Origin of the sequence: Chryseobacterium sp. MMO-72 (genome assembly GCF_037146035.1) — a bacterium.
GTDB classification, from domain to species: domain Bacteria; phylum Bacteroidota; class Bacteroidia; order Flavobacteriales; family Weeksellaceae; genus Chryseobacterium; species Chryseobacterium indicum.
This window is the reverse complement of the sequence record NZ_JBBCWG010000002.1, coordinates 473,235-500,175: the sequence shown is the minus strand read 5'-3', so window position 1 is coordinate 500,175 and position 26,941 is coordinate 473,235. Positions and strand designations below refer to the sequence as shown.

At 35.9% G+C, this 26,941-nt stretch carries 22 protein-coding genes; 6 read left to right on the top strand and 16 right to left on the bottom strand.

The features are described from left to right. Positions 1-28: 28 nt before the first annotated feature. The 5 genes from WFH39_RS04845 to WFH39_RS04825 form a co-directional block, all read right to left on the bottom strand. The gene (locus tag WFH39_RS04845; protein ID WP_336689014.1) at positions 29-2,422 is read right to left on the bottom strand and encodes a 3-hydroxyacyl-CoA dehydrogenase/enoyl-CoA hydratase family protein; all 2,394 of its coding nucleotides are present in this window, start codon (positions 2,420-2,422) and stop codon (positions 29-31) included. A gap of 149 nt (positions 2,423-2,571) precedes the next feature. Continuing rightward, positions 2,572-3,021: a MarR family winged helix-turn-helix transcriptional regulator gene (locus WFH39_RS04840; RefSeq protein WP_076390553.1), complete on the bottom strand. Its 450-nt coding sequence runs from the start codon at positions 3,019-3,021 to the stop codon at positions 2,572-2,574. A gap of 165 nt (positions 3,022-3,186) precedes the next feature. Beyond that, complete coding sequence (locus WFH39_RS04835; RefSeq protein ID WP_336689013.1) at positions 3,187-4,110, bottom strand: ABC transporter ATP-binding protein; 924 nt, start codon at positions 4,108-4,110, stop codon at positions 3,187-3,189. Between the two features lie 427 nt (positions 4,111-4,537). Then, a complete protein-coding gene (locus WFH39_RS04830) occupies positions 4,538-5,509 on the bottom strand; it encodes an iron ABC transporter permease (protein WP_336689012.1) in 972 nt (323 codons plus the stop codon). Positions 5,510-5,521: 12 nt separating this feature from the next. After that, on the bottom strand, positions 5,522-6,076 hold the full coding sequence (locus tag WFH39_RS04825) for a TlpA family protein disulfide reductase (RefSeq protein WP_214589690.1): 555 nt from the start codon (positions 6,074-6,076) through the stop codon (positions 5,522-5,524). A gap of 33 nt (positions 6,077-6,109) precedes the next feature. Between WFH39_RS04825 and WFH39_RS04820 the strand changes: the two genes are divergently transcribed. Beyond that, complete coding sequence (locus WFH39_RS04820; protein WP_336689011.1) at positions 6,110-7,234, top strand: ferredoxin--NADP reductase; 1,125 nt, start codon at positions 6,110-6,112, stop codon at positions 7,232-7,234. Continuing rightward, entirely contained in the window at positions 7,231-7,848 is a 618-nt protein-coding gene (locus tag WFH39_RS04815) for a SanA/YdcF family protein (protein ID WP_214589692.1), read from the top strand. The genes WFH39_RS04820 and WFH39_RS04815 overlap by 4 nt, the downstream gene beginning before the upstream one ends. 49 nt (positions 7,849-7,897) lie before the next feature. Here WFH39_RS04815 and tamL read toward each other — a convergent pair whose 3' ends face one another. Continuing rightward, positions 7,898-10,495, bottom strand: a complete 2,598-nt coding sequence (gene tamL, locus WFH39_RS04810) for a translocation and assembly module lipoprotein TamL (protein WP_336689010.1) — start codon at positions 10,493-10,495, stop codon at positions 7,898-7,900. Between tamL and WFH39_RS04805 the strand changes: the two genes are divergently transcribed. Beyond that, on the top strand, positions 10,481-11,212 hold the full coding sequence (locus tag WFH39_RS04805; RefSeq protein ID WP_336689009.1) for a TrmH family RNA methyltransferase: 732 nt from the start codon (positions 10,481-10,483) through the stop codon (positions 11,210-11,212). The genes tamL and WFH39_RS04805 overlap by 15 nt on opposite strands. A gap of 91 nt (positions 11,213-11,303) precedes the next feature. Here the strand turns inward: WFH39_RS04805 and WFH39_RS04800 are convergent, their stop codons facing one another. The 5 genes from WFH39_RS04800 to porQ all read right to left on the bottom strand — a co-directional run bounded on the left by WFH39_RS04800 (position 11,304) and on the right by porQ (position 14,399). After that, positions 11,304-11,801 carry a phosphoribosyl-ATP pyrophosphatase gene (locus WFH39_RS04800; protein WP_336689008.1) on the bottom strand — a complete coding sequence of 166 codons (498 nt, stop codon included), beginning with the start codon at positions 11,799-11,801 and terminating at the stop codon, positions 11,304-11,306. 3 nt (positions 11,802-11,804) lie between these two features. Then, positions 11,805-12,113 (bottom strand): phage holin family protein, encoded by a 309-nt coding sequence (locus tag WFH39_RS04795; RefSeq protein WP_214589696.1) that lies wholly within the window; start codon positions 12,111-12,113, stop codon positions 11,805-11,807. A gap of 80 nt (positions 12,114-12,193) precedes the next feature. Beyond that, positions 12,194-12,541: a YtxH domain-containing protein gene (locus WFH39_RS04790; RefSeq protein ID WP_214589697.1), complete on the bottom strand. Its 348-nt coding sequence runs from the start codon at positions 12,539-12,541 to the stop codon at positions 12,194-12,196. Between the two features lie 95 nt (positions 12,542-12,636). Beyond that, entirely contained in the window at positions 12,637-13,311 is a 675-nt protein-coding gene (gene cmk / locus WFH39_RS04785; RefSeq protein ID WP_336689007.1) for a (d)CMP kinase, read from the bottom strand. A 95-nt stretch (positions 13,312-13,406) separates the two neighbouring features. Next, positions 13,407-14,399 (bottom strand): type IX secretion system protein PorQ, encoded by a 993-nt coding sequence (gene porQ / locus WFH39_RS04780; protein ID WP_336689006.1) that lies wholly within the window; start codon positions 14,397-14,399, stop codon positions 13,407-13,409. 263 nt (positions 14,400-14,662) lie between these two features. Here porQ and pyrH point away from each other — a divergent pair, with 263 nt between their 5' ends. Both pyrH and frr read left to right on the top strand, forming a co-directional pair. Next, positions 14,663-15,370: a UMP kinase gene (gene pyrH, locus WFH39_RS04775; protein ID WP_040999212.1), complete on the top strand. Its 708-nt coding sequence runs from the start codon at positions 14,663-14,665 to the stop codon at positions 15,368-15,370. Between the two features lie 105 nt (positions 15,371-15,475). Next, positions 15,476-16,030, top strand: a complete 555-nt coding sequence (frr, locus tag WFH39_RS04770; protein WP_214589699.1) for a ribosome recycling factor — start codon at positions 15,476-15,478, stop codon at positions 16,028-16,030. A 65-nt stretch (positions 16,031-16,095) separates the two neighbouring features. Here frr and WFH39_RS04765 read toward each other — a convergent pair whose 3' ends face one another. From WFH39_RS04765 to WFH39_RS04745, 5 genes are all read right to left on the bottom strand, one after another. Then, complete coding sequence (locus tag WFH39_RS04765; protein ID WP_336689005.1) at positions 16,096-16,734, bottom strand: hypothetical protein; 639 nt, start codon at positions 16,732-16,734, stop codon at positions 16,096-16,098. A 300-nt stretch (positions 16,735-17,034) separates the two neighbouring features. After that, positions 17,035-17,823, bottom strand: coding sequence for a hypothetical protein (locus WFH39_RS04760; RefSeq protein WP_235130847.1), 789 nt, complete (start codon positions 17,821-17,823; stop codon positions 17,035-17,037). 130 nt (positions 17,824-17,953) lie between these two features. Then, complete coding sequence (locus tag WFH39_RS04755) at positions 17,954-19,414, bottom strand: LptF/LptG family permease (protein ID WP_336689004.1); 1,461 nt, start codon at positions 19,412-19,414, stop codon at positions 17,954-17,956. A 310-nt stretch (positions 19,415-19,724) separates the two neighbouring features. Beyond that, the gene (locus WFH39_RS04750) at positions 19,725-20,372 is read right to left on the bottom strand and encodes a LolA family protein (protein WP_185204480.1); all 648 of its coding nucleotides are present in this window, start codon (positions 20,370-20,372) and stop codon (positions 19,725-19,727) included. 63 nt (positions 20,373-20,435) lie between these two features. Next, positions 20,436-23,009, bottom strand: a complete 2,574-nt coding sequence (locus WFH39_RS04745; RefSeq protein ID WP_336689003.1) for an FtsK/SpoIIIE family DNA translocase — start codon at positions 23,007-23,009, stop codon at positions 20,436-20,438. 416 nt (positions 23,010-23,425) lie between these two features. Here WFH39_RS04745 and ccsA point away from each other — a divergent pair, with 416 nt between their 5' ends. Continuing rightward, positions 23,426-26,671, top strand: a complete 3,246-nt coding sequence (ccsA, locus tag WFH39_RS04740; RefSeq protein WP_336689002.1) for a cytochrome c biogenesis protein — start codon at positions 23,426-23,428, stop codon at positions 26,669-26,671. Positions 26,672-26,941: the final 270 nt, after the last annotated feature.

Below are 26,941 nucleotides of genomic sequence, written 5' to 3'. Positions count from 1 at the left end.
TAATACTCTCTACATTTTACAGATAAATCTAATTTCTCAACGGTTTACCATTCTGTAACATATACTGAATTCTCTCCAGTGTTTTTCTTTCCCCGCAAAGCTGCAAAAATGTTTCTCTTTCGAGATTCAATAGATACTGCTCCGTTACAACCGTTGGTTCAGAAAGATTTCCACCCACCATTACGTTGGCTAACTTATCTGCAATTTTTTTGTCATGCTCAGAAATATAATTTCCGGTTAACATCTGGTCTGTTCCTACGTAGAACATTCCTAAAGCGTCTTTACCTAAAACTTTCACTTTTTGTTCGATAGGCTGCGTATAACCATGTTCTGCTAAACTTTTAGCCAGCATTTTCGCAGTTTTAATCTGGGTTCTCTTATCTACGGAAACAATATCTTTTCCATGTTCTAAAATTCCCATATCGTAGGCTTCGTAAGCTGAAGTTGCTACTTTACCCATCGCAATATTCATAAAAGCTTCTCGAAGTCTGTTATTTTTAACGTCATCGCTGTGGAATTCTCTCGAAGTTCTTAACGTTAGTTCTTTGGTCCCTCCACCGCCGGGAATTACACCCACTCCGGTTTCTACCAATCCGATGTATGTTTCTGCTGCTGCAACCACTCTGTCGGCGTGCAGCGTCATTTCGCAACCTCCACCAAGCGTCATTCCGTGAGGAGCAACAACAACAGGAATAGAAGAGTAACGAACTCTCATCATTGATTTCTGGAAGTAAGCAATCGCCATATTCAGATCATCCCAATCCTGCTCGATAGCCATCATTAAAATCATAGCTAAATTAGCCCCAACAGAGAAATTGGTACCCTGATTTCCTACAACCAATCCGTCATATTCTTTTTCAGCTAAATCAATTGCTCTGTTTAATCCATCCAGAACTTCACCTCCTAAAGAATTCATTTTGGAACGGATTTCAAAGTTGATAATTCCGTCGCCTAAATCCTGTATTGCAGAACCGGAATTGCTCCACAGCGTTTTATTTTTTCTGATATTATCTAAAATAATGAAAGAATCCTGTCCCGGAATGGCGTCGTAAGCACCTGAGTTTTTATCTACATAAATACTCTGACCTTCATCATTTACTTTATAGAAAGACTCAACGTTTTTCACCCAGTCTGAAACTTCGTAACCTGCTTCTTTAGCCAGTTCAATACCTTTTTGAACGCCTACAGCATCCCAGATTTCAAAAGGACCGTTTTCCCAACCAAAACCTGCTCTCATCGCATCGTCGATTTTGTAAACCTCATCGGAAATTTCAGGAACTTTATGAGAAACGTAGGCGAATAATGCTCCCAAAGATTTTCTGTACAATTCTCCCGCTTTATCTTTTCCACCGATTAATACTTTGAATCTGTCAATCGGTTTATCGATATTTTTAGTTAATTCTAAAGTCGCAAAAGAAGATTTGCCCTGAAGTTCGTATTCTAACGTATCAAGATTTAATCCATGAATTTCAGATTTTCCTTCTTCATTTTTAACTTTTTTATAGAAACCTCCATCTGTTTTGGATCCTAACCATTTATTATCAACCATTTTCTGGATGTAATCCGGAAGGGCAAAAACATTGTTGAAGTCATTGGCTTCAGATCCGCTTTGGCGAACACCGTTTGCTACCATTACCAATGTATCAAGACCTACAACATCCGCTGTTCTGAAGGTCGCAGATTTCGGACGGCCAATCACAGGACCTGTTAATTTATCAACCTCGGAAACGGTTAGCCCTAATTTCTGAACGTTGTGAAGCAGATCCATCATAGAGAAAACGCCGATTCTGTTGGCGATAAATGCAGGAGTATCTTTTGCTAAAACGGTTGTTTTTCCTAAGAATTTTGCTCCGTAATTCATGTAGAAGTCAATAACTTCAGGAGCGGTATCGTTTGTAGGAATGATCTCTAAAAGAGGGAGATATCTTACAGGATTAAAGAAGTGTGTTCCTGCAAAGTAATGTTTGAAATCCTCGCTTCTTCCTTCTGTTAAAAGGTGAATAGGGATTCCGGAAGTATTGGAAGAAATCAATGTTCCCGGTTTCCTGAACTGCTCGATTTTTTCGTAAACCGATTTTTTGATATCCAGTCTTTCAACCACAACTTCAATAATCCAGTCTGTATTTTTTATTTTTGGCAAATCATCATCAAAGTTTCCAACCTTTATCCTGTCTGCGAATTTCGGAGAGTAGAGTAGAGCCGGACTTGCTTTCTTAAGTTTTTCAAAGTTTTCTGAAGCGATTCTGTTTCTTACCGCTTTGTCATCTTTGGTCAAACCTTTTTTCTGTTCTGCTTCAGAAAGTTCAAAAGGAACAATATCCAGCAACGAAACTTCTACACCAATATTGGCAAAGTGTGCTGCAATACCGCTTCCCATAATTCCTGAACCAAGAACTGTAACGTGTTTGATTCTTCTTTTCATTTGATTATATTTATTTTATTATTGGTCAGTTGTAACCTGACGGTTTATTTAATTTATTATTTGTACTTTTTAATTTATTATTTGTACTGTTTAATTCATTATTTTTCATGAAGGCTTCAACTTTCAAACAAATTATTCTTCATCAGAATTTACTTTTTATTGTTTAAGTCGGTTGCTATTTTCATGATTTCACTCATCACTTCTTTGAAAGTGTCCAGCTTTTCAGGAGAGATTTTTTCCATTACCCTTTTGTTGAAATTTACCACAACTTCCTTAGAAAGATTTCTGGAGTTCAGACCTTTATCTGTAAGCTTTATAATGACTTCTCTTTTATCAGTTGTTGTTTTTTCCTTATAGATATATCCGTTATCTTCCAGTAGTTTAATAATTCTTGTAAGGGAAGTAGGTTCAATTGCCATTTTCGGACCCAGATTTGTACTTCTTGTACCTTCTTTAGGATCAATTTTTAAAAGAGTAAGCGCCTGAACCGCCGTCGAATCGTGCTCCTGAGCTAATTCGGTATACATTTTAGAAACAGCTAACCATGTCTGTTTTAAAATAAGATCTACGTTTTCTATTTTTTCTTTATTGTTATCCATCATTTTTGCCGAATGGTTATAATCCAAATTTAGTAAATATTATGCATGCATAATATTTATTTACGTTAAATTTTGTTAAATAAATGATAATCAGATAATTAAATTATATGACAAGCATAATACTATGCATGCATAGTATATAATATATTCAAAAAAATACGGCTATTAATGAATGGTTTTCAATAATTTAATGATTTCTTCAAAGGATTCGCATTGAAAAGATTCTGAATGACAAGTAATGTTCCAAAAGTTATCCTGAAATTCAAATTTTAAAGAAGAAAGATCTTTTTGAAAGTTTTTTTGCAGCAAAGAATACAGCATTTCTTTATACGCATCCGAGGCAATAATTTTCGGAGCAACAAAATTTTCATTAATCTGAAACAGCGAAGGATTGATTAATTCATCGTGCTGAAGTAAAAGATCTTCCACAATTCCGGAAAACAGACTGCCTTCTTTTACATACCAGATTTTGTCCGCAAATTCCTTGGCAAGCCGCCAGTCGTGAGACGAAAAGAGAATTAGTTTATTGTGCTCCTTGGCTAATTTCCTAAGGGTTTTGAGAATGATAATTTTGTTTTTTTCATCCAGATGTGTAGTCGGTTCATCCAGTATAATGATGGGCGCGTTTTGTGTGATGGCTCTTCCGATAAATGCTTTCTGAAGATTTCCGTCTGACAGATTTTTAAGCAAAGTATTTTTGTACTGTACAAGATCGAGTTCCTCAATAATATGCGAAACTTCTTCTCTGTCTTCTTTTTTCAGTTCAAAATAAAAAGGATAGTAAATATATTTTCCGAGAGAAATTAGATCTTCCACTGTATAATTCGGCGGAATAACCGAACTTGAAAAGACAACCGCAATCTGTTCTGCAATCTCTTTAACAGAAAGATTTTTTACATTTTTATTATGGATTGATATTTCTCCGCTTAAAAGAGGAATCTGATGTAAAATAGATTTGATTAAGGTTGTCTTTCCTACACCGTTGTTACCAATCAAAAGGCATACTTCTCCTAATTTCAGATGAGCTGTTGCATTTGAAATTAAGGTTTTATGATAGCCAATGTTTGCTTTTTTGATTTGTAGGTGCATTTTTAAACAGAAATAAATATAATAAATAAGATAAGAGGAATTAAACTGGAAATAAAATATAAAAATTTATGCTCTTTAGTTTTCCATAAACTATAAACTCCTAAGATTAACGATCCAAAAAACGTTAATGGTACTGCGATTGTTATCCACCAGCTGTGTCCGGATGAATATATCCAATGCTTTTCCTTACTCATTCTAAACATTTTCGAATACTCCAAGAATAAATAACTTAATGCAAACAAGATTATGTTCGCAATTATTAATTGTTTTTGTGTTATTCTTATATTCATATTTTATTTATAGGTCTGTTCGACGGAGTCAAAGCATCTCTACAAAGTTAGTTTAGATTTGTTATAGATAAAAATTATAATGCATTGTTATTTGCTCCTTAAAAATTGACAATTTTCTTATTTACTTTATTCACTATTTACACTTTATTCTGTTTCAAAAGCATCATCAAAATTACAGGAATTCCGAAAACGGAGCTTATAACATTTAAAGGAATCTGTGTTTTTTCTGCGATGATGGAGAAAAAAAGCATCATCAGCATTCCCAGCATCATATTTAAAATCCATTGCTGCCAAAGCTTTGCCGGATTATAGATCAGTCTGCTGAAATGGGGGACAATAATTCCGATAAATAAAATGGGACCTAAAAAAGCGGTTACTGAAGCCGAAAGAAGGGAAGAAGCAGCGATAATAAACAGTTTAAGCTGATTCAGATTAACGCCCAGACTTTGTGCGTATGAAGTTCCCAACGAATTTCCTATCAATGGTTTTATGGTTTTAAAACAGACAAACAAGCCGATTATTACTAAAACCGATAAAACATAAATCTGATTTCTTGAAACCATATTATTGGCTCCGAAAGACCATAAAATATAGTTTTTCAGACTCTGATCTTCTCCATAGAACTGCAAAAGAGAAACAATGGCTCCTGCAAAAGCCGAAACCAGAAATCCAAAGATAATAAGATAAGATTTATCCTGAAATCTTTTGGAAATGGAAAGAAGAATCACCATCAGTAAAAGACTTCCGCCAATGGCTGCAAAGCTTAAAAAACTGTTCTGAAGAAATTCAGGGATAATTAAATCGTGCGAAAAAAAAATGTAAAATGCCACCGACAAACTTGCAATGGAAGTAATTCCTAAAATATCGGGTCCCGCAAGAGGATTCTGAAAATATTCCTGCATCAGAAAACCTGAAGTAGGGACAGAAATTCCTGCCAAAAGCATTACCAAAACCCGATTGACACGAATTTCCGCAATCTGGCTGTTGGAAGATTCTCCCCAAAAGTCCTGAAAATGTAAACTTAAAAATCCTGTATTCAGATTAATAACCGTTGCCAAAATAATGGCAATCAATAGCACCAAACACAGGATTTTAAACTTGTCTGACATAAAGTCTGAAGTTTATTTTAATAAAGAATTGATTTTTTCGCTAAGCATTTCCTCAGACATTGATCCTTCAACTTCTTCTGTTTTATCGCCTTTTCTGAAATGAGTAAATGGAATTCCGTTTCCTTTCCACGTTTTGAAATTACCGAAAAAGGTATCATCAAATTTAGATTCGTCTACTAAAACAATATAATTTTCCAGATTATTTTCTTTGGCAAAAGCAGGTACTTTATCTTTCCATGCCGGTTTATCAAGAATATCTACAAAAGTAAATTTTACAGGTTTACCCTTTAATTCCTCTATTTTTTTCTTGAAATGAGGAATTTCCATCATGCAGGGTCCGCACCAGGTTGCAAAGAAATTGGTAACATATAAAGTGTCATTCTTTTTAGATAAATTCTCAACCAGATTTTGTTGAGAAATTTCTTTGAATTGAGCTGTTGGAGTTTCTTCTTTCTGTAAAACTGCTGTAGAATCTGTTGTTGCTACATTTTCTTCATTTTTCTGGTTTTCCTTTTTACAGCTTGCTAATGAAAAAACTACAAGCGTGGATAAAATTATCTTCTTCATAAATTATTTTTTATCTATTTTTGAGTTGAAGTTATGGAACAACAAATCTATAAAGGGAAACTTACACAGTTTCATTGGTTAAAAATAGCGAAAAAGGAAGAACTGACCAAAAATACTTTTTCTCTGGAATTCGGGATTCCGGAGAATCTGAAAGAAAATTTCAGGTTTGATGCCGGTCAGTTTGTCAGTGTCAGATTTCAGGCTCACGGTAAAGAAATTATTAATGACTATTCGATGACTTCCGCTCCGTACGAACATAAAATTGCTTTGGGCATAAAGATGAATTCTCCGGAAGGAGCTGCTTCACAACTGTTTCAAAATTATCAAGAAGGCGATGAATTATTGGTAAGTGAACCGGGTGGAAGATTTACACTTATTTCAAAGCCCAGCGAATTCAGAACCATTGTAGGATTTGCGGCAGGAATAGGAATTACCCCAATTTTAAGTCATTTTAAAAATATCCTGCATAACGAACCGAGAACCAGGTTGTTTTTATTTTTTGGAAATAAAAGCTCTGAAGATCTCATTTACAGAAATGAACTGGATCGCCTCGCTAAAATGCACGGAGAACGGTTGCAGATTTTTTATTTTTTCTCCCGAGAGAAAACCGCCAACAGTTTTTTTCATGGAAGGCTGGATGATAAAAAATTAAGTCTCATCATCAACCAGATCCTTCATCTGGATGATACGGATGAAGAATCTACCATTTGGGATGCTGTAGATGAAGTGCTGATCTGCGGAAAGGGAGAGATGATTAAAACACTTGCCAACGCATGCTATCATCACGGAATTCCGAAAAAAAATATTCATTTTGAACTTTTTGAAGAATTTAATGACGATATTTATCCTGTAGAAAAAGAATTTCCGTTAATAGAAAATGTGGAACTGGAATTTAAAATGCTCGGAAATGAATATTCTGCCATACTTCCCACTAATGAAGAAAGAATTCTGCAGCAGCTTCTTATACAGAAATTTCAGGTTCCGTATTCCTGTAAATCGGGAATTTGCGGAAGTTGTGAGTGTATTTTAGAAGAAGGAGAAGTGGAATTGCTTGAAAATGAATATTTAACGGAAAATGAAGAGGAGAGAGGACATATCTTAGCTTGTATGTCGATTGCAAAAAGCAAGAAAATAAAGCTTAACTTTGATCTTACTTGAGAATAATAAAAAACATATTTAACCTGATATTCATATCAATAGAAATTGGAATTCTGTTGATATGTCTTGCCAATGCATGGGTTTTTGCCCTTACTGACGGAAGAACCTACACTAAAATTTCAAAAATTCCTCCAAGGGAAGTTGCTTTAGTACTGGGAACTTCTCCTAAAATGAGATCGGGTTTATCCAATCCTTATTTTACAAAGAGAATGGATGCGGCTGCACTGCTTTATCATCACGGTAAAATCCGCAGAATTCTTGTAAGTGGTGAGAAGAGTAAAGGATATGACGAACCTGCAGCAATGAAAAAATATCTTATTTATCAGGAAGGTGTTCCGGAGGAAATTATTATGGAAGATCCGAAAGGTTTTAACACCTATCAAAGTATTCTCCGCTGTAAAGATGTTTACAAAAAAGACAATGTAATTATTGTTTCTCAGGGATTTCATAATCTCCGGGCTCTGTTATTTGCCAGAAATAACAATATGAACGCACTGGGTTTTGATGCACAGGACGTTACCAAACCTGAAAGTTATTACAGAAATCAGTTCAGAGAAATTCTTGCGAGAACGGTTGCAGTGGTATATTTTGCTTTAGGAATTTCGCCGGATTAAATAAAAAAAAACAGGCAATATCATTTAGAGATACTACCTGTTATACGTTTTAGAATGGATATCCGAAAGCGATATTTAAAGTTGGTTTAAACGGCTGCAGATGTTTTAGTCTCCATCGGTCGCCTTCAGGCTTGTTCGGTTCATATATTTTATAAGCGAGATCCAGTCTGAGTTTTATGTAAGCAATATTTACTCTTAAACCAAAACCGCTTCCTACACCTACCTGTCTGATGAATTTGTTAAATTTAAACTCATCTCCGTATCCGTTGTTATAATTTTTAAGACTCCAGATGTTACCGATGTCTGTGAAAATAGCACCTTCATACATATCATTAAAAGGCATCCTGAATTCGATATTTGTGGTCAGTTTTAAATTATCAGTCATATAAGTACGCACTCTTTCATCCACCTGCGAATCGGCAGGACCCAATCCTCCGAAAGGAACCCAAGCTCTGATGTCATTCGGACCACCGTTGAAATAAGAACGGATAACAGGCATATTTGAAGAGTTTCCATAAGGAATTCCAATTCCGACAAACTGACGAAGTGCTAAAGTATTGTTTCCGAATTTAAAATACTTTCTGAAATCAAAATCAAATTTAACAAACTGAGCATACGGAATATTGAAAATGGTTCTTTCCGGACTGGTAACAACACCTCCGTCACTTCTTTTCTGATTAAAAATACTAAAGATGTTTCCCGCTAATTCTATTTTTCCGTTAAAATAAAAAGCATTTGGATAATCTTTTTTTCCTATCTCGTTATAAATAAAATTATAGATGAAAGAAGAAATTAATACATCCTGAGTCTGTCGGTCTTTATTTACCAAAGTTCCCACAAACGCTACGAATCGGTCAACTCCCTGCTGATCCAGTCCATTAAGGTAATCTGTATCTGCTATGATTTTCTGGGAAACCTGATCAATGGTAAGCAGTCCTGCTTTAAAATCGTTTGCTACAGAAGGTTTGTAAGCAAAATAATCGGCAAAGAACTCTTCGCGGATGGCATTGTCATTTACAAAATAATCATAATAAGCGTCTTTATTTTTCGTTAAACTCAGCTGTGTATTAAACAGCGTAAGTCTGTGTGTTACTTTATCATTTACCGTTGCCAGATAATTAAGACCGGTATTAAAGTTAAGTCTTCCCAAACCAATATTGCTCTGATCTGAAACTCCCAGAGTAATGGAAGAAGTTGGGCTGTATCTTTTGGGTATCAGTTTATAATAATTGAAGGGCAGCAATAATCTCGGGAAATTTAACGAAGCCTGTGCTGAGATTTCGTATGCCCAGATTCTGTTGTCTATATTTTTCGGGTTTACAATACGTCCGAAAGTTCCGGAAAGACTTGTGGTAAGGTTTTCCGCTCCGCCAAAAACATTTCTTGTCGTAAGGTCAACAGAAGGAGAAATTCCAAAATTCAATACTTCAGAGTAATTTAAATCTGTTCCCACTTTCAGATCATATTTCGGAAGCGGTTTTAAGATGTAGGTTACATCTACAATACTGTCATTAGGGCTGGAAGTACCACCTCTTCTTAATGAATCTCTGGCTTTCAGAATACTGAAATTATTCATCGCCAGAATATTTCTTTTGGTAAGATCCAATTTTTTCTGGTCGTAAACCTGCTTATTTCCTATGATAATAGCTCTCCAGATAGAACGGGAATCGTAGCTGTTATCTGTTTTATGAAAACGGATTCCTCTTAAGCTGTCTTTTCTTGTATTATTCGGGAAATCTTTTGCTTCATCTACAATAGCAACATCAATATTTCCGATGGTTGCCTGTTTGTATGGACTGTCCAGAGAATCTTTTCGGATTTCCAAAACCAGCGGAACCTGCTTTGTACTTTTAAGAGAATCTGCCACAAAACCTACCTCATCGCCAAGACTGTTAAAACGGTAATATCCGTATTCCCGCATTACATCATTAATCCTGCTTACTTCCTTCTCTAAAATCGTCTGATCCAGAATCTGACCTTTTTTTACAAGAGTTTCACGGATTTTCTGCTGATAGATACTTTTAATATTAGGATCGGATATATTGTAATAATAATCCTTAATATAAGTTGGCTGATTATGCGTGATAAAATAATTAACCGCAGCTTTTTTGGCTGAAGAATCAAGCTCATGTTTAAATTTTACATCTGCATCCCAATAACCCCGGTACGTCATTCTTTTTTTAATAGACTCGGCACTCTTTGAAGTTTTTGTCTGGTCGAGAATTACAGGAGCAGAACCCCAGTTGTGATAAAGTCTGTCGAAGAAAAGACTTTTGCCGACGCTGTTTTTCATATTGTATTTGATGAAAAGAGAATCTCTGAGTTTTTGATTTCTCAATTCATTAGGATACGTCATGTACTCGTTAAGAAGCGTGTCGTATTTGGGATTGGCGGCATTGTAAAGCCACAGGCTTAATGGCATGAAAAGAAGCTGCCTTTTATTAGGCTTCTGCTGAACATAATCTTTAAGCTCACCATCGAAAGATTCTTTTTTATCTTCAAACTGAAAATTATTCTTTACCAGCAGATATTCACCATTCGGAACTTTTTTGGTGGTACTACAAGCATAAAGGAGACCTACAAATGTTGCAAATGATATAATTTTATAATACTTTTGAGGAGAATTCTTATAATGCTTACAGCTCATACAATAAAAATTTTACAGTCTTTAGATAAAAAGAAGTTCAGGCAAAAATACAATTTGTTTTTGGTTGAAGGTAATAAAATCATCCGTGAACTTCCTGATTCCAGATTTAAAATTAAAGAAATATTTTCTACGGATCCGCAAAAATTAGACCGTATGGAAGCTCCGGTAACTCATATCTCTGAAAATGAGTTGAAAAAAATCAGTTTTCTGCAGAATCCAAAAGATTCTGTGGCGGTCTGTTATCTTAATCCGGAACAAAAAACGGAGGACAAAAATCTCCAGTTAGTTTTGGATGGAATTCAAGATCCCGGAAATATGGGAACGATTATCCGTCTTGCAGACTGGTTCGGTATCGAGCAGATTATCTGCAGTGAAGATACCGTAGATTTTTACAATCCTAAAGTTATTATGGCAAGTATGGGTTCTTTTACCAGAGTAAATATAGTTTATACTAACCTGCCTGAATATTTATCCGAAACAGGAAATATCAATATCGGAACCGATATGGACGGTGAAAATATCTATGCTTTCGAAAGACCTGAAAAAATGAATTTAATTTTAGGAAATGAAGGCAACGGAATGCGTCCGGAAACGGAAAAACTGCTTCATAAAAGTGTCATGATCCCGAGATTCGGAAAATCGCAGTCTACAGAAAGTCTTAATGTTTCAATGGCTGCAGGTATTATTCTGGGGCAGCTTTTTAGAATGGGAGAGTAAGTTTGAGTAATAGAGTTTTAGAGTGGGAGTGTTTGAGTTTTTTATAACCCTTTAAAAATCTCTGACTCTAAAACTCTAAAACCCGCAAACTTTAGATAAGCTGTTCCATGCTGGAAACACTTTTATTTTTCTGATAGGTTTCAAGTTTCTTTCGTACAAATCTTAAAGCGGCGGGAGCAAGATAAATCATGGCTGCGCCGATTAATTTCTTTTTCCAGTTTGAACTTTTAAAGTTTTTTCTGGCATAATTTCCGACAAGTGTGGTTACCGCAAGATTAATCATAATATCAGCAGCATCTCCTTTAAATGCGGAATTTGCAATTCCCATTGCTGTATTTTTATTGATTAAGGCTCCTTTAATTTCCGAAGTAATCTGTTTGGCGATAACATCTTTTCTAAGAACTACTTTTTCGTCACCATCCTCATCTACTTTTTCCTGCAGATACTGATCTGTTAAACCATTGGTAAAAGCACTCAGACTTTCCTTTGTATTTTTGAAGGTTAAGAGATCTTCCAGACCGTCTATTTCCTGCTTCAGCAGCTTTTTCTTTCTTCTCAGTTCCTCTAAGCTTTCATACTTTCTGCTCATAGTTTAATGATTTAAAAATTTAATTACCTGATCTGCCACATAATTTACGATTTTCTTTTTAAACATCACAATAAGGATCATGGTTAAAAGATAAAAAGCGGCAACAATAAGGAATCCGTAAGACTGATCGCCCAATGCTTTACCGATAAGAAAGGCAATTCCGAAGTTGAACAGAATGATGAAAAAACCAAAAGCGACCAGTAAAACCACAAAATAAGTGATCATTCCTGCCGAAAGAGAGGATTTTTCGGTGGCTTCAATTTTCAGGAGATCGATCCTTTTGGAAGCGTATTCTTTAATAGTTTCAATCATTGTTTTTCTTTAAAGTTACAAAAAAAGGAACTTTCGTTTATAAAGTTCCTTCTCATAATTTACCTAAAAAATAAACTATATTATTGTTTTAGATCATTCAGTTCAGATTCTACATTTTTTACTACGTCTGCAGTTTTAGAAACGATCTGATCTTTGTATTTATCATATCCGTCTTTCACAGTATTGGCAACGCTGTTTGCTGTTTCTTTAAAAGTAGAAGAAATATTGCTGTACTGGTCTTTTACTTTTTCGGAAACTTCACCGTATTTATTTTTAGCCTGATCTTTAAGATCTTCTGCTTTAGTTTTAATCTTCTTTCTGGTTTCTTTACCTTCTTCCGGAGCATAAAGCATTCCTAAGATAACACCCGCCGCAGCACCTGCAAGAAGTCCTGCCAAAATACCCGCTGTATTGTTTTTTTTAGACATTTTCGTTTTTTTTAATAGTTAATAATATTAGCTTTTTACTTATATTGAAATGTACAATTAACATACCAAAGGAGAAAGACTTCTATTAAAAAATGTTAAATCTTTCTGATGTGAGATAAAATCTCATCAATGGTTTCTTTCTTAGAAATCGTTGTATTGTCAATAATAATAGCATCTTCTGCCTGCTTTAGTGGGGCAATTTCCCGCTCGCTGTCTATTCTGTCGCGTTCTATAAGATTTTCTTTCACCTGTTGTTCATTCGCCTCGATTCCTAAAGAAAGCAGTTCCAGATAACGCCTTCTGGTTCTTTCATCAATACTTGCGGTAAGAAAAAATTTATAGTCTGCATTTGGCAGAACTACTGTCCCGATGTCACGTCCGTCCATAATAATGCCTCCTTTTTCTGCCAGATTGCGCTGAGACTGCAGGAGAAAATCTCTCACTTCTTTCTGTTTGGCAACGAAACTTACATTCTCCGAAACTTCGGTAGTCCGTATCGCTTTTGAAATATCAATATGATTAAGGAAAAGAACCAGTTCTCCATCAATATTTTTAAATTCTAGTTCCACCTGATCCAGAGAAGAGAATAATTTCTCAAGATCAATGGTTCCGCTGTCATTTAAACAATTCTGAAGAGCAAACCATGTTACTCCTCTGTAAAGCGCACCTGTATCGAGATGAATAAGTCCCAGCTTTGCAGCAATGACTTTAGAAATTGAACTTTTTCCGGTAGATGAGTAGCCGTCGATAGCTATTACAGGTTTTTTCATTCTGCAAATTTCAAGATTTTTTCTTAAAAATCAAGAAACCTCAGAGTTTTTCTTGAGGTTTCTGATATTTATTTTGTTTTGAAAATGATTAACAATTAGTATCCTGCGTGACTTGTAAGATCGATAGAAACTCCTATCTGGTTGACATTCGCAGAATTATGATACCTTACATGTGCGTAATCTACACGGAATCTGGCAATTTTAATCCCGAATCCTGCCGAAAGTCCTGAGAAATTTCTCTGATCTGCAACGGCTAGTTCATTCCCTCTCTTTACATTATATCCTAGTCTGATGTTGAATCCTTTTTCCGGAAACAATTCTGCCCCGATAGAGAAGTGATCGGCGATTTTTCTGCCTGTATTTACTTCCTGTCCGTTAACGTTATACTGGGAAGAAATATTAAATTCCTGTAAATCATGCGCCGTAATGGTAACCGCCAAAGGAATTACTTTTAAAATTCTTGTATATCCCAAATCTACACGGAATGGCAGGTTTTCCCTTGTTCCGTTGAAAGAATTGAACTGATAACCGAAATTTCTGAAAACAACAGATGCTGTTTCCTTATTTTTTTTGTTGTGGTAGGTAATTCCTGCATTTCCTGAAATGGCAGAAGAAGTATAGGTGTCAATTTTAGAAGTAATGAAATTCAATCCACCTCCAATCGTCCAGTCTTCTTCAAACTGATAGGCATATCCTGCTCCGATGGCAACATCCGAAGCATTGAAAGTTCCGTTCTCGAAACCGCTGTCGTCTGTTCGTGGAATATCCCCATAGCTCATATATCTCGCATTGATGGTCGCCATGTGGCCGTTATCAAAGTCTTTTGCATAAGCTATTGTTCCGTATTTGGAATCTGCAAGGTAAGCCGTTGCGTTTACAGACAGTTGGTTGTCGGAATCTTTATTCAGTAATGAGGGGTTTGCAATAGCAAAGGAAACATCACGATCTCTCACAGAAATTGCATCTCCTCCCAAAGCAGCCTGTCTCGCTGAAACAGGAATATTTAAGAATGGATAAACGTTTGTTCCTGTTTGTGCATAAGAAACAATTCCTGACAGAAATAATGAAAAAATAACAATTTTCTTCAACTCAGTTTATTAGTAATGCAAAAATAATCCTTTTTCGTACTTTTCAAAATATTTCTCACATTATTTATATTTAAATATTTAAGTTTTGTGAAAATTGAAGACTTATTGAAGGGATCAGGTAAGTTCCAAGGTATTACAAACCGCTTCCGGGATAAGATTTAAAAATTTAATGCAGAAGTAAAAATCAACCCCATTAATGATTATATTTGCAAAGTCAAATTTTTAGACATATAAATCTAACGAAAAAAAGTTATTTACATACAATGAAATATAAAAGAATCCTTCTGAAACTGAGTGGTGAAGCCTTAATGGGAAACAGACAATATGGTATTGATAATGAAAGGCTACAGGAATATGCTGCAGAAATTAAGAAAGTGGTAGAAAAAGGCTGTGAAGTTGCCATCGTAATCGGAGGAGGAAATATTTTCCGCGGTGTAGCAGGAGCTGCAAAAGGAATGGACAGAGTACAGGGAGATTATATGGGAATGCTTGCTACGGTAATCAACGGGATGGCTTTGCAGGGTGCTCTGGAAGATGCGGGAATTAAAACAAGACTGCAATCTGCCATCGAAATGGATAAAGTGGCAGAACCATTCATCAAAAGAAGAGCGGTAAGACATCTTGAAAAGGGGAGAGTAGTGATCTTCGGAGCCGGAACCGGAAACCCGTATTTTACAACAGATACTGCTGCAACGTTAAGAGCGATCGAAATTGGTGCAGATGTTATTCTGAAAGGAACAAGAGTAGACGGAATCTACGACAGCGATCCTGAAAAAAATGCAGACGCGGTAAAATATAATTCACTATCTTTCGACGAAGTTTATGCGAAGAATCTGAAGGTAATGGATATGACGGCATTTACTTTAAGCCACGAAAACAAACTGCCGATTATTGTTTTTGATATGAACAAAGACGGAAATCTGGAGAAAATTGTTGACGGCGAAAATGTGGGTACTTTAGTTGATTTGTAATAGTAAGTTCAGGGTTTTGAGTTTAAAGTTTTAAAGATTACTCATTACCAATTATTTATTACTTATCATTAACATATGTGTAACTTATCAAATTTTTATTATATAATGGAAGAATTAGATCTTATAGTAGAGTCTGTACAGCAGGACATGGAAGCAGCTATTAAGCACCTGGATCATGCATTTCAGAGAATCAGAGCGGGACGTGCGTCTACAACAATGGTTCAGGATGTTATGGTGGAATATTACGGAGCATTAACTCCAATTAATCAGGTTGCCAATGTTTCTATTCCCGATGCAATGACGATTTCTATTCAACCTTGGGACGCAAAAGCCATTAATGATATTGAAAAAGCAATCATCAATTCCAATTTAGGTTTTGCCCCTTCTAATAACGGGATCAACATTATCCTTAATGTACCGCCTTTAACGGAAGAAAGAAGACGTGAACTGGCAAAACAGGCTAAGTCTGAAACAGAAGACACGAAAGTAGTTGTAAGAAACGCAAGACAAAACGGTCTGAAAGAGCTTAAAAGACTGGAAGGAGTTTCTGAAGACATCATTAAAGGTATTGAAGCAGATATTCAGACGCTTACCGACAAATATGTAAAAGCTTGCGATGAGCATCTTAAAGTAAAAGAAGCTGAAATTATGAAAGTATAATTTTCGGCTCCTGAAAATATAAAAAGCGGTTTCATTTTTGAAGCCGCTTTTGTTTTGGGTACAGTTTAAAAACAATTGATTTCTCCTTTTCTGTCTTTATTTTTAAGGATTAAATTATAATTTTTCATCAGCTCAGCAATATTGCATTTTGTCTCTTTATTCCAAACCGAATCAGAATTTTTATTATTGCCTTTTGAACGGATCGTATAATTTTTTTCGAGACACTGAATGGCTTTATCGTTTAAAACGTAGATTCTTTTTTCATTGATATCATCTTTTGTTTCTGGTTTTTCCGGCGTTCCTCCTTCATCAAAATTCCATGCTGTTTCCTCTTTAAAGATGAAAAATACTTTGTTGTTTTTTACATAATATTTTGTGGATGAAGAGAAGTGACTGTGTTCTGCATAAAAATCTTTAACCATTCTGAGATCTTTATTCTCATAATATAAAATTACTTCACCTTCCTTTTCGTTGCAGTTATAAGTGAATTTCGTTGAGTCCAGCTGTTTTGCAGACAAAAGATTATTTACGGCTGCATATTCTTTTTTTATATCTTCAACGGAAGTAATGGAATCATTTGATTTTTCCGAAGATTTATTTATCGTTATATTATCAGTGCCTGAATTATTTTGAATGGTTTCTGCATTTTCTTTCTTACAGGAAACAATGGCAAGAAAACTTAAAGTCAAAAGAAGTATTTTCATAAAAATGATTTTGTTTACTCGTACTGCAAAAAATATGCGCAAAACTTAATCACTGTTACCATCGCAAAGGTGGAAAATATTCGTTAAATACTGTCCTGTTTTAAAAGCGCAAAGATTTTATCTAAAATAAAATTAAGCATCATCCTTATTGAAAATTTTTGATTTTCTTGCAGTTTATAGATTTGAAACTAATAAAGATTTACGTCTTCGTTTTCCGACAGGAATATTTTTATTAAAAAACTCACAAATAAAAACAGCAGCTCCAAACTGAAACTGCTGTTTAAAAAATATTTTAATTGATTATTTACAATTTTCGTTATAATCGTAGATCACTTCATTCACGATCGAAAGATTATCAGCCATTGCATTGTCGATTTCATTTCGGATGAATTTTCCTAAACCTGATCTCTTTTTGGTATCATTTTTCAAAGAACCGTATTCTCCTTTTGTTATTTTAGCTTTTACAACAGGACAGTCTGCGGTAATAATCTTTGCTTTTGCAACATTCAGTTCCTCCGGTTTTCCGCCTTTTTTAGAATAAACATAAGCCGGATTTTCTCTCATTCTTTTGTTTTCCTCGTCTGCAACAGCGATTTGTCCGCCTGCTGAGAAAGTAGTTGGGAAACCATACACTTTGTATACTTTAATTTTTCCGTCTGCCACAACTTCTGCAAACTGATTGCTTTTTGTCAGGTTGTTGAAAGCTTTCAGACCACCGCTTAAACCTCCATTTTGCGTATTGTACGCTTCTTTCGTGTTGGTGTATTTTATGGTCTCGAAAACTCTTTCCGTATTGTTATCGATCGCCATATAACCTTTAAGATCATCTACATCATACGTTTTGAATTTTTGCTTTTTCTTTGAATTGTCAACGTCCGAAGTCGCAATGAATTTCACTTTTTTCTGATTTGTCCACGGATTCATTTCATCTCCGGCAAGTCTTACGATACCTTCGATCTTTTTTCCGCTTTTATCAATAATGTAACCCGGCTTTTCCCCGATTCTCATTTCATATTCCGTATTGTCTTCCTGCGCATACGCATTGAAAGAAACAATACTGAATAAGCCAATCAATAATAATTTTCTCATATAGAATTGTTATAATTTTTGACAAAGATAATTTTTTACAGCTAAAATGAAATTGAAATTCGTTTTTTAACATACCACAAAAAAAATCCGGAGAAATTCCGGATCTTTTATATTTACAGGTTTTAATCTATTATTGATACCTTTTGTGTTCTGTATTCTTTACAAAAAGTTTAAGAACAGGTTTGAAAGCTGCTTTGTATTTCTCTGCATCAAACAGTTGAGAATCCGTAAGAGCTTTGTACGTCATCCATACTCCAAAAGGAAACAGAACCAGATTTGGAACCCATGCTGCAAGATAAGGATTGATCTTTCCGGACCACGCCATGTTTTCAAAGCCTACATTAATCACGTAGAAAATAATGAAAATAACAATCGCAATCACTACAGGAAGTCCCATTCCTCCTTTTCTGATGATAGAACCTAAACTTGCGCCGATCAGAAAGAAAATGATGCAGGTAAAAGAATAGGTTACAATTCTCTGCTGATAAATCACGACTTTGCTGTAGTATTTTACTCCGGGATCAATCTCGTTATTTTTTCCTTCAAGCGTACTTTTAAGATTATCGAGACGGTTATAAGCATTATCGATGATCTCCAGTTTTTTATTTCCTTTCACCGTATCAAGCTTAATGCTCTGTTTCGGTTTTGCCTTTGCACTGTTCTGTTTGGTGTCCATATAACTTACCACAGAATTGGTCTGTCCCAAAACGTCGTTGCTTACGTTAGTGAAGAATCTCTGATTGTCTTTCTTCGTTTTATCAATCGTTGTATTCAGTTCATTGAAGGTCTGAAAACGGTAATCGTCTGTAATTTTTTCCTCTTCAATGGCTTTGTTAATAATCTCACTTACGTCGAAGTGGAGCGTTAACGTATCAAATTTAATTACCTGATCGGGCTGTTTTAAACGGACATTTTCTCCTTTTCCGGCAAAATTATCTTCATAAACAAATCCGTTGAACAATTTAAGTTTTAAATAATTTGTATTTTCTGCCGGAGCAAAAACGCCTTTCTGGGCAATTACGGTCTGCTGATTTTCATAGGAACTTGCTTTCTTATGAACAAAAACACCTTCTATATTTTCATCATTTTTACCATAAATTTTATCGAATTTCACCATGTTTCCCGGAATCTGATCGATAAACTGTCCCGGTGTGAAATTCAGGGCAGGTTTGGTCTGTGCAATATTAAAAAGCATATTTTTCGCCTTCCTCTGAAAATCCGGAATGATATTGTTGGAGAAAAAATACAGCATAATGGAAAGTACAACCGTTACTCCCAAAAGTGGCATCATTACTCTGGTGAGCGAAATTCCCGCCGCTTTCATGGCGGCAAGTTCATACCGTTCCCCGAATTCCCCGAAAGACATAATGCTCGCAAGAAGAATCGTGAGTGGTAAAACCATACTGATTACACTTACCCCGAGGTAAAAAAGAAGTTTCATGATTTGCCAGTAGCTCAGTCCTTTTCCCATAAACTGACCTAGCTGAATCCAGATAATGTTCACAATAAAGATGAAAAACAATACGCTGAATATAAAGAAAAACGGTCCGAAGAAGGTTTTTATAATATATCGGTCTAGTATTTTTAACATTCGCCAAAATTAAACAAAAAGCCACAAAGTTTTCTTTGCAGCTCTTATATTTTATGAAATTTTTATAATAAGTTTGTTTAAACTAATTTTAAATGTAACCGCAAAAGAGACAAAAGACTTTGTTGAGTTTATTTAAAGTATTTCAAAAGTCTGCAAAGAGAAAAATCTTTGATTTTTTTAACTTATGTGCTCTTTTTACATTTAAGTATTAAACTTAATAACTAAAGTATTATAATCTTTTGCATCTTTTGCGGTAAAAAAGTTTAGACAAGTTTAATTAAAAGCAAATCCGCTTATCTGCTGATTATTTTTAAAGTTCTGTGATCAGGTAATTTTTGTATTTGTTTTTATCAAACGTAAACATTCCCGGATCCAGTGTTTGGTTTTCCTTGTATTCTTTAATCGCAATTACGGCAAGGTCTTTATTGTTTCCGTGCTGTTCCAGTTTTACCATCTGTTTTTTAGCAGAATCTACAAAAAGATACACATATTTAATTCCGTTGGATTTTACCGGAGTTAATTTAATGAAATCCGCATTTACGCCATCTACATTTTTCTTTCCTCCGTACGTTACATTATAATCTTTTCTGTAAGTAGAAAGATAGTTGATAGGGGAGAACATAGAGCTGCTTCCGTTGGGTTTCGCTACCGTAACCTCCATATCTTCTGTATTGATGTTATAGATTTTGCTTCCGTCGAAGATCTGCTCCGTTTCCATGATCTTCAGTTTGTATTTATCTCCCGCAGCGTAATAAATTCCGGGTTCCGATTTATCTACTTTTCCGTTGGTTCCGCTTCCGAACGAAAATTTGAAGTACGAATTTTTCTTAGAGTTATAATTAGCTGTAATATCATCAAGGATTTTTTTTGCCTTTGCATCAATCTTCTGTGCATTCGTAAATCCGACCGCTCCAACTACCAAACTGCTTACTATAACTTTTGAAATAATATTTTTCATTTTTATTAAATTCTTTAATCTTTAGACTTTCTTTAATGTTAAAAGTTAAACTGAAATTTCTCTTTAACTGCGCAGATCTTCCAAAAACTGTTCCAAAGAATGAAGGTCACTGATGAGAACCTCTCTTGCTTTTGCCCCGTTAAATCCGCCGACAATTCCGCTGGCTTCCAGCTGATCCATAATTCTTCCCGCTCTGTTGTAGCCCAGTTTCAGTTGTCTCTGAAGCATGGAAGTAGAACCTTGCTGAGTAGAAACAATAATTCTCGCTGCATCTTCGAACAAAGCATCTTTTTCATTCGGATCGAAAGCTCCCACTGTACTGGTAGAATCTTCAGAAACGTATTCCGGAAGGATAAATGCGGAAGCGTATCCTTTTTGTTCCCCGATAAATTCTGCAAGTCTTTCCACTTCCGGAGTATCTACAAAAGCACACTGAAGCCTTAAAATTTCATTTCCGTTAAAATAAAGCATATCTCCTTTCCCAATTAACTGATCTGCTCCCGGAGAATCCAGAATCGTTCTGGAATCCACACTGGAAATTACCCTGAACGCTGCTCTTGCAGGGAAGTTCGCTTTAATCATACCTGTAATTACATTTACGGAAGGTCTTTGTGTAGCAACAATTAAGTGGATTCCCACCGCTCTTGCCAACTGAGCCAATCTGGCAATCGGTAATTCAACTTCTTTTCCGGCAGTCATAATTAAATCTGCAAATTCGTCAACCACCAAAACAATGTACGGTAAGTAACGGTGACCGTTTTCCGGATTCAGTTTTCTTTCCGCAAATTTTTTATTGTATTCCTTTAAATTTTTGCAGAACGCATTTTTAAGCAGATCATATCTCGTATCCATTTCAATACAGAGAGAATTTAGCGTGTTGATTACTTTATTCGTGTCTGTAATGATCGCTTCTTCTGCATCCGGAAGTTTAGCAAGATAATGTCTTTCGATTTTTGAATACAATGAAAGTTCCACTTTTTTAGGATCTACCATTACAAATTTCAGTTCGCTCGGATGTTTTTTATACAGGAGGGAAGTAAGAATCGCGTTAATCCCGACCGATTTACCCTGTCCTGTTGCTCCCGCCATCAATAAGTGAGGCATTTTGGATAAATCTGCCATGAAAATTTCGTTTGAAATAGTCTTTCCGAAAACCACAGGAAGATCCATGTCTGTATTCTGGAATTTCTGCGAAGCAATCACTGAACGCATGGAAACCATCGTTGGATTTTTTCTCGGAACTTCAATCCCGATGGTTCCTTTTCCGGGCATCGGTGCAATGATACGGATTCCTAAAGCAGAAAGATTCAGGGCGATATCATCCTGAAGTTTTTTAATCGCTGCTACACGAATTCCCGCTTCCGGTACAATTTCATACAAGGTTACAGTCGGTCCTATCGTTGCTTTAATTTCGGCAATTCCTACGTTAAAGTTTTTCAGTAATCCGACAATTTTATTTTTGTTTTCTTCTAATTCGTCTTTGTTGATCGAAATTTCTTCGTTTCCGTAATCTTTCAGCAATTCAACAGGCGGCATCTGGAATTTGGCAAGATCCAGTTTATGATCGTACAATCCATGTTTATCTACCAATTCCTGAGACTGTCTTTCGGAATCATCAAGAATATCGATAACCGGAGCTACTTCTACATTAAATTTGATATTTTCCTGAGGTGCAGCCGCAGTAACTGTGCTTACCGGAATAGAAGGCGTCATATCAAAAGCCTGTTCCGGACTCGAAGTCGGAACTTTAGGTCTGGAGTCAAGATTTAAATTAATGGAATTTGAAAAATCATTTTTAGGCTCCTCATCAAAAGAAGTTTTATTCGGCGTTACAATCGGATCCAGATTGCTGGATACCGGAACTTCCGGAAAACCTTTCGGAACTTTTACAGGTTCTGGCTCCATTATTTTGGGAGCCGGTTTTTCTACAACTTCCGTTACTTTTATTTTGGGTTGCTCTTCTTCCTGTTCTGCCGTTTCAATTTCCTCAATAAGTTCTTCATCGGCTTCAAAATTTTCATCAGAATTCGGCATCATCGATCTTACTTTTCCGATGGTGTTTTCGTTGATGTCATTTAATTTAGACTTAATTGAACTGGGACGAAGATTAAACTCTAAAATAAAATACAAAGCAATGCTTGCAATTAAAACCAGCCAAAGACCATAAGAACCAATAATTGTATTCAGAGATTCCATGATCTGATATCCGTAAACTCCGCTTAAAACACCCTGTCCTTTAGTAATTGCTCCAAACAGAATCGGAAGCCAGCAAATGAAAAACAGGGAATGACCTACCGTTTTCCAAGGTTTGAACATTTTCTTTTTCAGAATAACGGTTCCGAAAACCATAAATAAAAAGGCAATGATGAATGAAGCTACCCCAATACTTTCGAAAATAAAAATATTTCCGAGCCAGTCGCCCAGCTTTCCGAAAAGATTGGAAGATTTTATTGTTTTATCGAGCATCGTTCCAGCCTGGCTCTGATCTGCCTTCCAGTTCATAAGGTAAGAAATGAACGAAAAAGTAAGCACTACAGAAAAAAGGATGAAAGTAAGCCCGAAAAATACTCTTGGCTTAGATAAAAATTTGCCTTTATCAGGCGATTCAGTCGGTTTGTTTTGTGTGTTTTTATTCATAATGTCAATTGGCAAATTTAATGTTTTTCTTACATTAAACGGATGCGCATAAGCTTAAAAAAATAACTAATTTTTCCCTTATTTTAAAAGAAATTTAGATTGATTTGGTTTTAATGATTAAAAATATTTAAAATAAAATGAACTGGAAAAAAATAATTCATCATTTTTTGTTGTTTTGAAAATTTGAATCAAATAAAAATTATGAATGCTGAATAAATAGAGCTTGTCAATCAATAGTATAGCTTTTATAAATTCAATTCTGACGTTTTTACCATTTTGAATTTTCCTCAAAGGAAATTTGCTTATTAAGAATCAATAAAAATAAGATTAAAAGCGGTCTCAACTGATAAATGACAGTTTTTTTTGGAGTCTTTGTGGTTTATCATCCTTATTTTTGCATGTCAAGTATATAAATCATGAAGAAGCTGCAAGATATTCTTATCTCGACCAGGACAATGGCTGTATTGTTACTGGTGTATGCATTTGCGATGGCTTATGCAACGTTCTTGGAAAACGACTACGGTACTCCTACAGCAAAAGCGTTAATTTACGAAGCGAAATGGTTCGAACTTATCATGTTCCTGCTCATTCTCAACTTCATCGGAAATATCGGAAGATACAGACTGTGGAAGAGAGAAAAATGGCCGGTTCTGGTGTTTCACCTTGCTTTTGTACTGATCTTCATCGGTGGTGCAATCACAAGATACATCAGTTTTGAAGGAACAATGAACATTCGTGAAGGGGAAACATCCAATGAAATCGTAACGGATAAAAACTTCCTGAAAGTGCAGATTGAAGAGAAAGGCGATGTTCTTAACTATAAAGACATTCCTTACTTAATGTCTCCTTTACACAAAGATCTGGAAGCAACCTACGATTTCCACGGAAAGCAGGTGAAAGTAGTTGCCAAAGAATATGTTCAGCGAAAAAAAGACAGTCTTCTGGCTGATCAGAATGGGGCAGAATATCTTCATTTGGTTTCCACAGGACAAACCGGAAGACAGAATATTTTCATCAAGCCGGGCGAAACAAAATCAATCAACGGAACTTTGGTAACGTTCAACAGAGCTATTGAAGGAGCCGTTGAATTTAAAAACGAAGGGGGAAAACTGTTCATCAAAACTCCTGTGGATGCAAGTTATATGACGATGGCAACTCAGGCAACGGGAACAACGGTGAAAGATGAATTCCAGCCTTTGGCTTTGAGAAGTCTATATTCTATCAACGAATTAAAATTAGTTGTTCCGGAAGGTCTTAAAAAAGGAAAACTGTTGGCGATTGAAGGCGACAGAAAGAAAGATCAGAATGTTCCGGATATGTTAACGGTAGAACTTCAGGGTCCTAAAACAAAGCAACTGGTAGATCTTTCGGTTGAAAAAGGAAATCCGAATGCTTACAAACAGGTAACAATGGACGGACTGAACATCATGATTGGTTTTGGTCCTAAAATTTACAATACGCCTTTCTCGCTGAAACTGGATGATTTCATCATGGAAACTTATCCGGGAAGTTCTTCTCCGAGTGCGTACGAAAGTCACATTAAAATTGTTGATGAAGGAAAACAGACTCCTTTTAAAATCTATATGAACCACGTTCTGAATCATAAAGGCTACCGTTTCTTCCAGTCGAGTTTCGATCCGGACAGAATGGGAACCGTTCTTTCCGTAAACCACGATTATTGGGGAACTTTGATTTCCTATATCGGGTATACATTCTTATTCGGGGGAATGTTCTTTATGTTCTTCTGGAAAGGAACCCACTTCTGGAAATTAAACAAAATGCTGAAAGATGTTAACAAAAAGAAAGCAGCAGCCGTAATTTTATTATTGTTGAGTTTCGGCTTAAATGCTCAGAAAATTGAGACACATGGCACAACCGACGGAAGCAGGGAACACATCCATGTGGAAGGTGATAATCACAGTCACGCTCAGGGTTCAGAAACTCTAAAACCACAGGGAGCGCAGCCGTTTACAAAAATGAAAGTGGTTTCTGCCGATGAAATTATTGCAAGAAATAAAATCAGTGCAGAACATGCCGATAAATTCGGATATCTTTTGGTGCAGAATTTTGAAGGAAGAATCGTTCCGATCAATACGGAAGCTCTTGACGTGTTGAGAAAGCTCTATAAAAAAGACGAGTTTAAAGGAACAGACGGAAAATCTTTAACAGCAAACCAGTGGTTTTTATCAGTGAATATCGATACGCCAAGCTGGACGATGGTTCCGATGATTAAAGTGGGAACAAAAGGCGGAGACGAATTGAAAAATAAAACCAAAGCAGACGAAGACGGATATACTTCTTTAATGAACCTTTTCCCTGCCGATGCGAACGGAAATTTAAGATATATCCTTGAAAGCGATTACAACACTGCGTTCCGTAAAAAACCGGCTGAACAAACCAATTATGATAAAGAAGTGATTGCGGTAAACGAAAGAGTTCAGATCTTCAACGAATTTTTCAGTGGTCAGTTTATGAGAATTGTTCCGGTAAAGAATGACGCCAATCACACATGGCATTCATGGCTGGATCAGAAAATGGAACCGGATATGGAATCTCAGCAGGTTATGGGGCCATACTTTGCAGAAGTTTTGCAGGCTCAGCAATCAGGAAATTGGGCAAAAGCAGATGCGCAACTGGCGAAACTTTCAGAATATCAGCAAAAATGGGGGAAAGCTGTTGTTCCTGCAAAATCTAAAGTTGATCTTGAGGTGTTTATGAATAAAGTGAACATCAACTTCAAATTATTGATCTTCTACACATTAATCGGAGGATTGCTATTAATCTTAGGTTTTGTTGAATTATTTAAGTCTAAAAAAGTTTTAAACAAAGCAATTAAAGTTATCATTGTTTTAGGAATTGTAGGATATCTTTTCCATTTCCTTGGTTTAGTGGCAAGATGGTATATTTCCGGTCACGCTCCGTGGAGTAACGGGTATGAAGCCATTATTTTCATTTCTTGGGTAGGAATTACAGCAGGTTTATTACTTTACAGAAATTCCAATGCCTTAATTCCTGCAGCCGGATTTATGGTAGCTGTTATTATGATGGGATTTGCTCACGGAGGTTCGGCGCTTGATCCGCAGATTACGCCGTTGGTTCCTGTATTGAAATCCTATTGGCTGATTGTTCACGTTGCGATTATTACGTCAAGTTACGGGTTCTTTGCACTGTCGATGATCATTGCAGTAATCAGTTTGGTATTTTATATCATTTCCAATAAAGAAACCTATAAATTACATCACGATACAACGTTGAAAGAACTGGTAATCGTTTCTGAAATGTCTTTAACCATAGGTCTGTTTGCATTAACCGTAGGAAACTTCTTAGGAGGAATCTGGGCAAACGAATCCTGGGGAAGATACTGGAGCTGGGATCCGAAGGAAACATGGGCATTCATTTCCATTATGGTATATGCATTTGTTCTTCACATGAGACTGGTTCCGGGATTAAGAAGCAGATGGGCATTCCACGTTGCGACGATGTTTGCATTCTGCTCGATGGTCATGACGTATTTCGGAGTAAATTACTACCTGAGCGGACTTCACTCTTACGCAGCGGGAGATCCGGTTCCGGTTCCGGCTTGGGTTTACATCGGACTCGCAACAATGGCACTTTTATCAGCCGCATCTTATTACAAGTTCAGAATTTTAAATAAAAAATAAATTTAAGATAATGATTATCCGTAATTTGACATAACTAAAAAACCTTTGAGTTCTTTGCTAAGTGAATAGTTTATGCTGAGCTTGTCGAAGTAGCGTTGTGAACTTAAAAACAGTTAGTATATAAAAAGAATCTTGGCGATCCTTTGCGTTAAAAAGCAGTATTACTAATAACGGATAATCAATAAAATATCATACATACAATCCCTGAAATTAATTTTTCAGGGATTTTTTTTGCTTAGAATTGAACCGACAAGTCAAAATAAATTTTAA

Bases quoted from the DNA above. Each gene is read 5' to 3' on its own strand.
- WFH39_RS04845 (WP_336689014.1), bottom strand. From the start codon at position 2,422: ATGAAAAGAAGAATCAAACACGTTACAGTTCTTGGTTCAGGAATTATG.
- WFH39_RS04840 (WP_076390553.1), bottom strand. From the start codon at position 3,021: ATGGATAACAATAAAGAAAAAATAGAAAACGTAGATCTTATTTTAAAA.
- WFH39_RS04835 (WP_336689013.1), bottom strand. From the start codon at position 4,110: ATGCACCTACAAATCAAAAAAGCAAACATTGGCTATCATAAAACCTTA.
- WFH39_RS04830 (WP_336689012.1), bottom strand. From the start codon at position 5,509: ATGTCAGACAAGTTTAAAATCCTGTGTTTGGTGCTATTGATTGCCATT.
- WFH39_RS04825 (WP_214589690.1), bottom strand. From the start codon at position 6,076: ATGAAGAAGATAATTTTATCCACGCTTGTAGTTTTTTCATTAGCAAGC.
- WFH39_RS04820 (WP_336689011.1), top strand. From the start codon at position 6,110: ATGGAACAACAAATCTATAAAGGGAAACTTACACAGTTTCATTGGTTA.
- WFH39_RS04805 (WP_336689009.1), top strand. From the start codon at position 10,481: ATGCTTACAGCTCATACAATAAAAATTTTACAGTCTTTAGATAAAAAG.
- tamL (WP_336689010.1), bottom strand. From the start codon at position 10,495: ATGAGCTGTAAGCATTATAAGAATTCTCCTCAAAAGTATTATAAAATT.
- WFH39_RS04800 (WP_336689008.1), bottom strand. From the start codon at position 11,801: ATGAGCAGAAAGTATGAAAGCTTAGAGGAACTGAGAAGAAAGAAAAAG.
- WFH39_RS04795 (WP_214589696.1), bottom strand. From the start codon at position 12,113: ATGATTGAAACTATTAAAGAATACGCTTCCAAAAGGATCGATCTCCTG.
- WFH39_RS04790 (WP_214589697.1), bottom strand. From the start codon at position 12,541: ATGTCTAAAAAAAACAATACAGCGGGTATTTTGGCAGGACTTCTTGCA.
- cmk (WP_336689007.1), bottom strand. From the start codon at position 13,311: ATGAAAAAACCTGTAATAGCTATCGACGGCTACTCATCTACCGGAAAA.
- pyrH (WP_040999212.1), top strand. From the start codon at position 14,663: ATGAAATATAAAAGAATCCTTCTGAAACTGAGTGGTGAAGCCTTAATG.
- frr (WP_214589699.1), top strand. From the start codon at position 15,476: ATGGAAGAATTAGATCTTATAGTAGAGTCTGTACAGCAGGACATGGAA.
- WFH39_RS04765 (WP_336689005.1), bottom strand. From the start codon at position 16,734: ATGAAAATACTTCTTTTGACTTTAAGTTTTCTTGCCATTGTTTCCTGT.
- WFH39_RS04760 (WP_235130847.1), bottom strand. From the start codon at position 17,823: ATGAGAAAATTATTATTGATTGGCTTATTCAGTATTGTTTCTTTCAAT.
- WFH39_RS04755 (WP_336689004.1), bottom strand. From the start codon at position 19,414: ATGTTAAAAATACTAGACCGATATATTATAAAAACCTTCTTCGGACCG.
- WFH39_RS04750 (WP_185204480.1), bottom strand. From the start codon at position 20,372: ATGAAAAATATTATTTCAAAAGTTATAGTAAGCAGTTTGGTAGTTGGA.
- WFH39_RS04745 (WP_336689003.1), bottom strand. From the start codon at position 23,009: ATGAATAAAAACACACAAAACAAACCGACTGAATCGCCTGATAAAGGC.
- ccsA (WP_336689002.1), top strand. From the start codon at position 23,426: ATGAAGAAGCTGCAAGATATTCTTATCTCGACCAGGACAATGGCTGTA.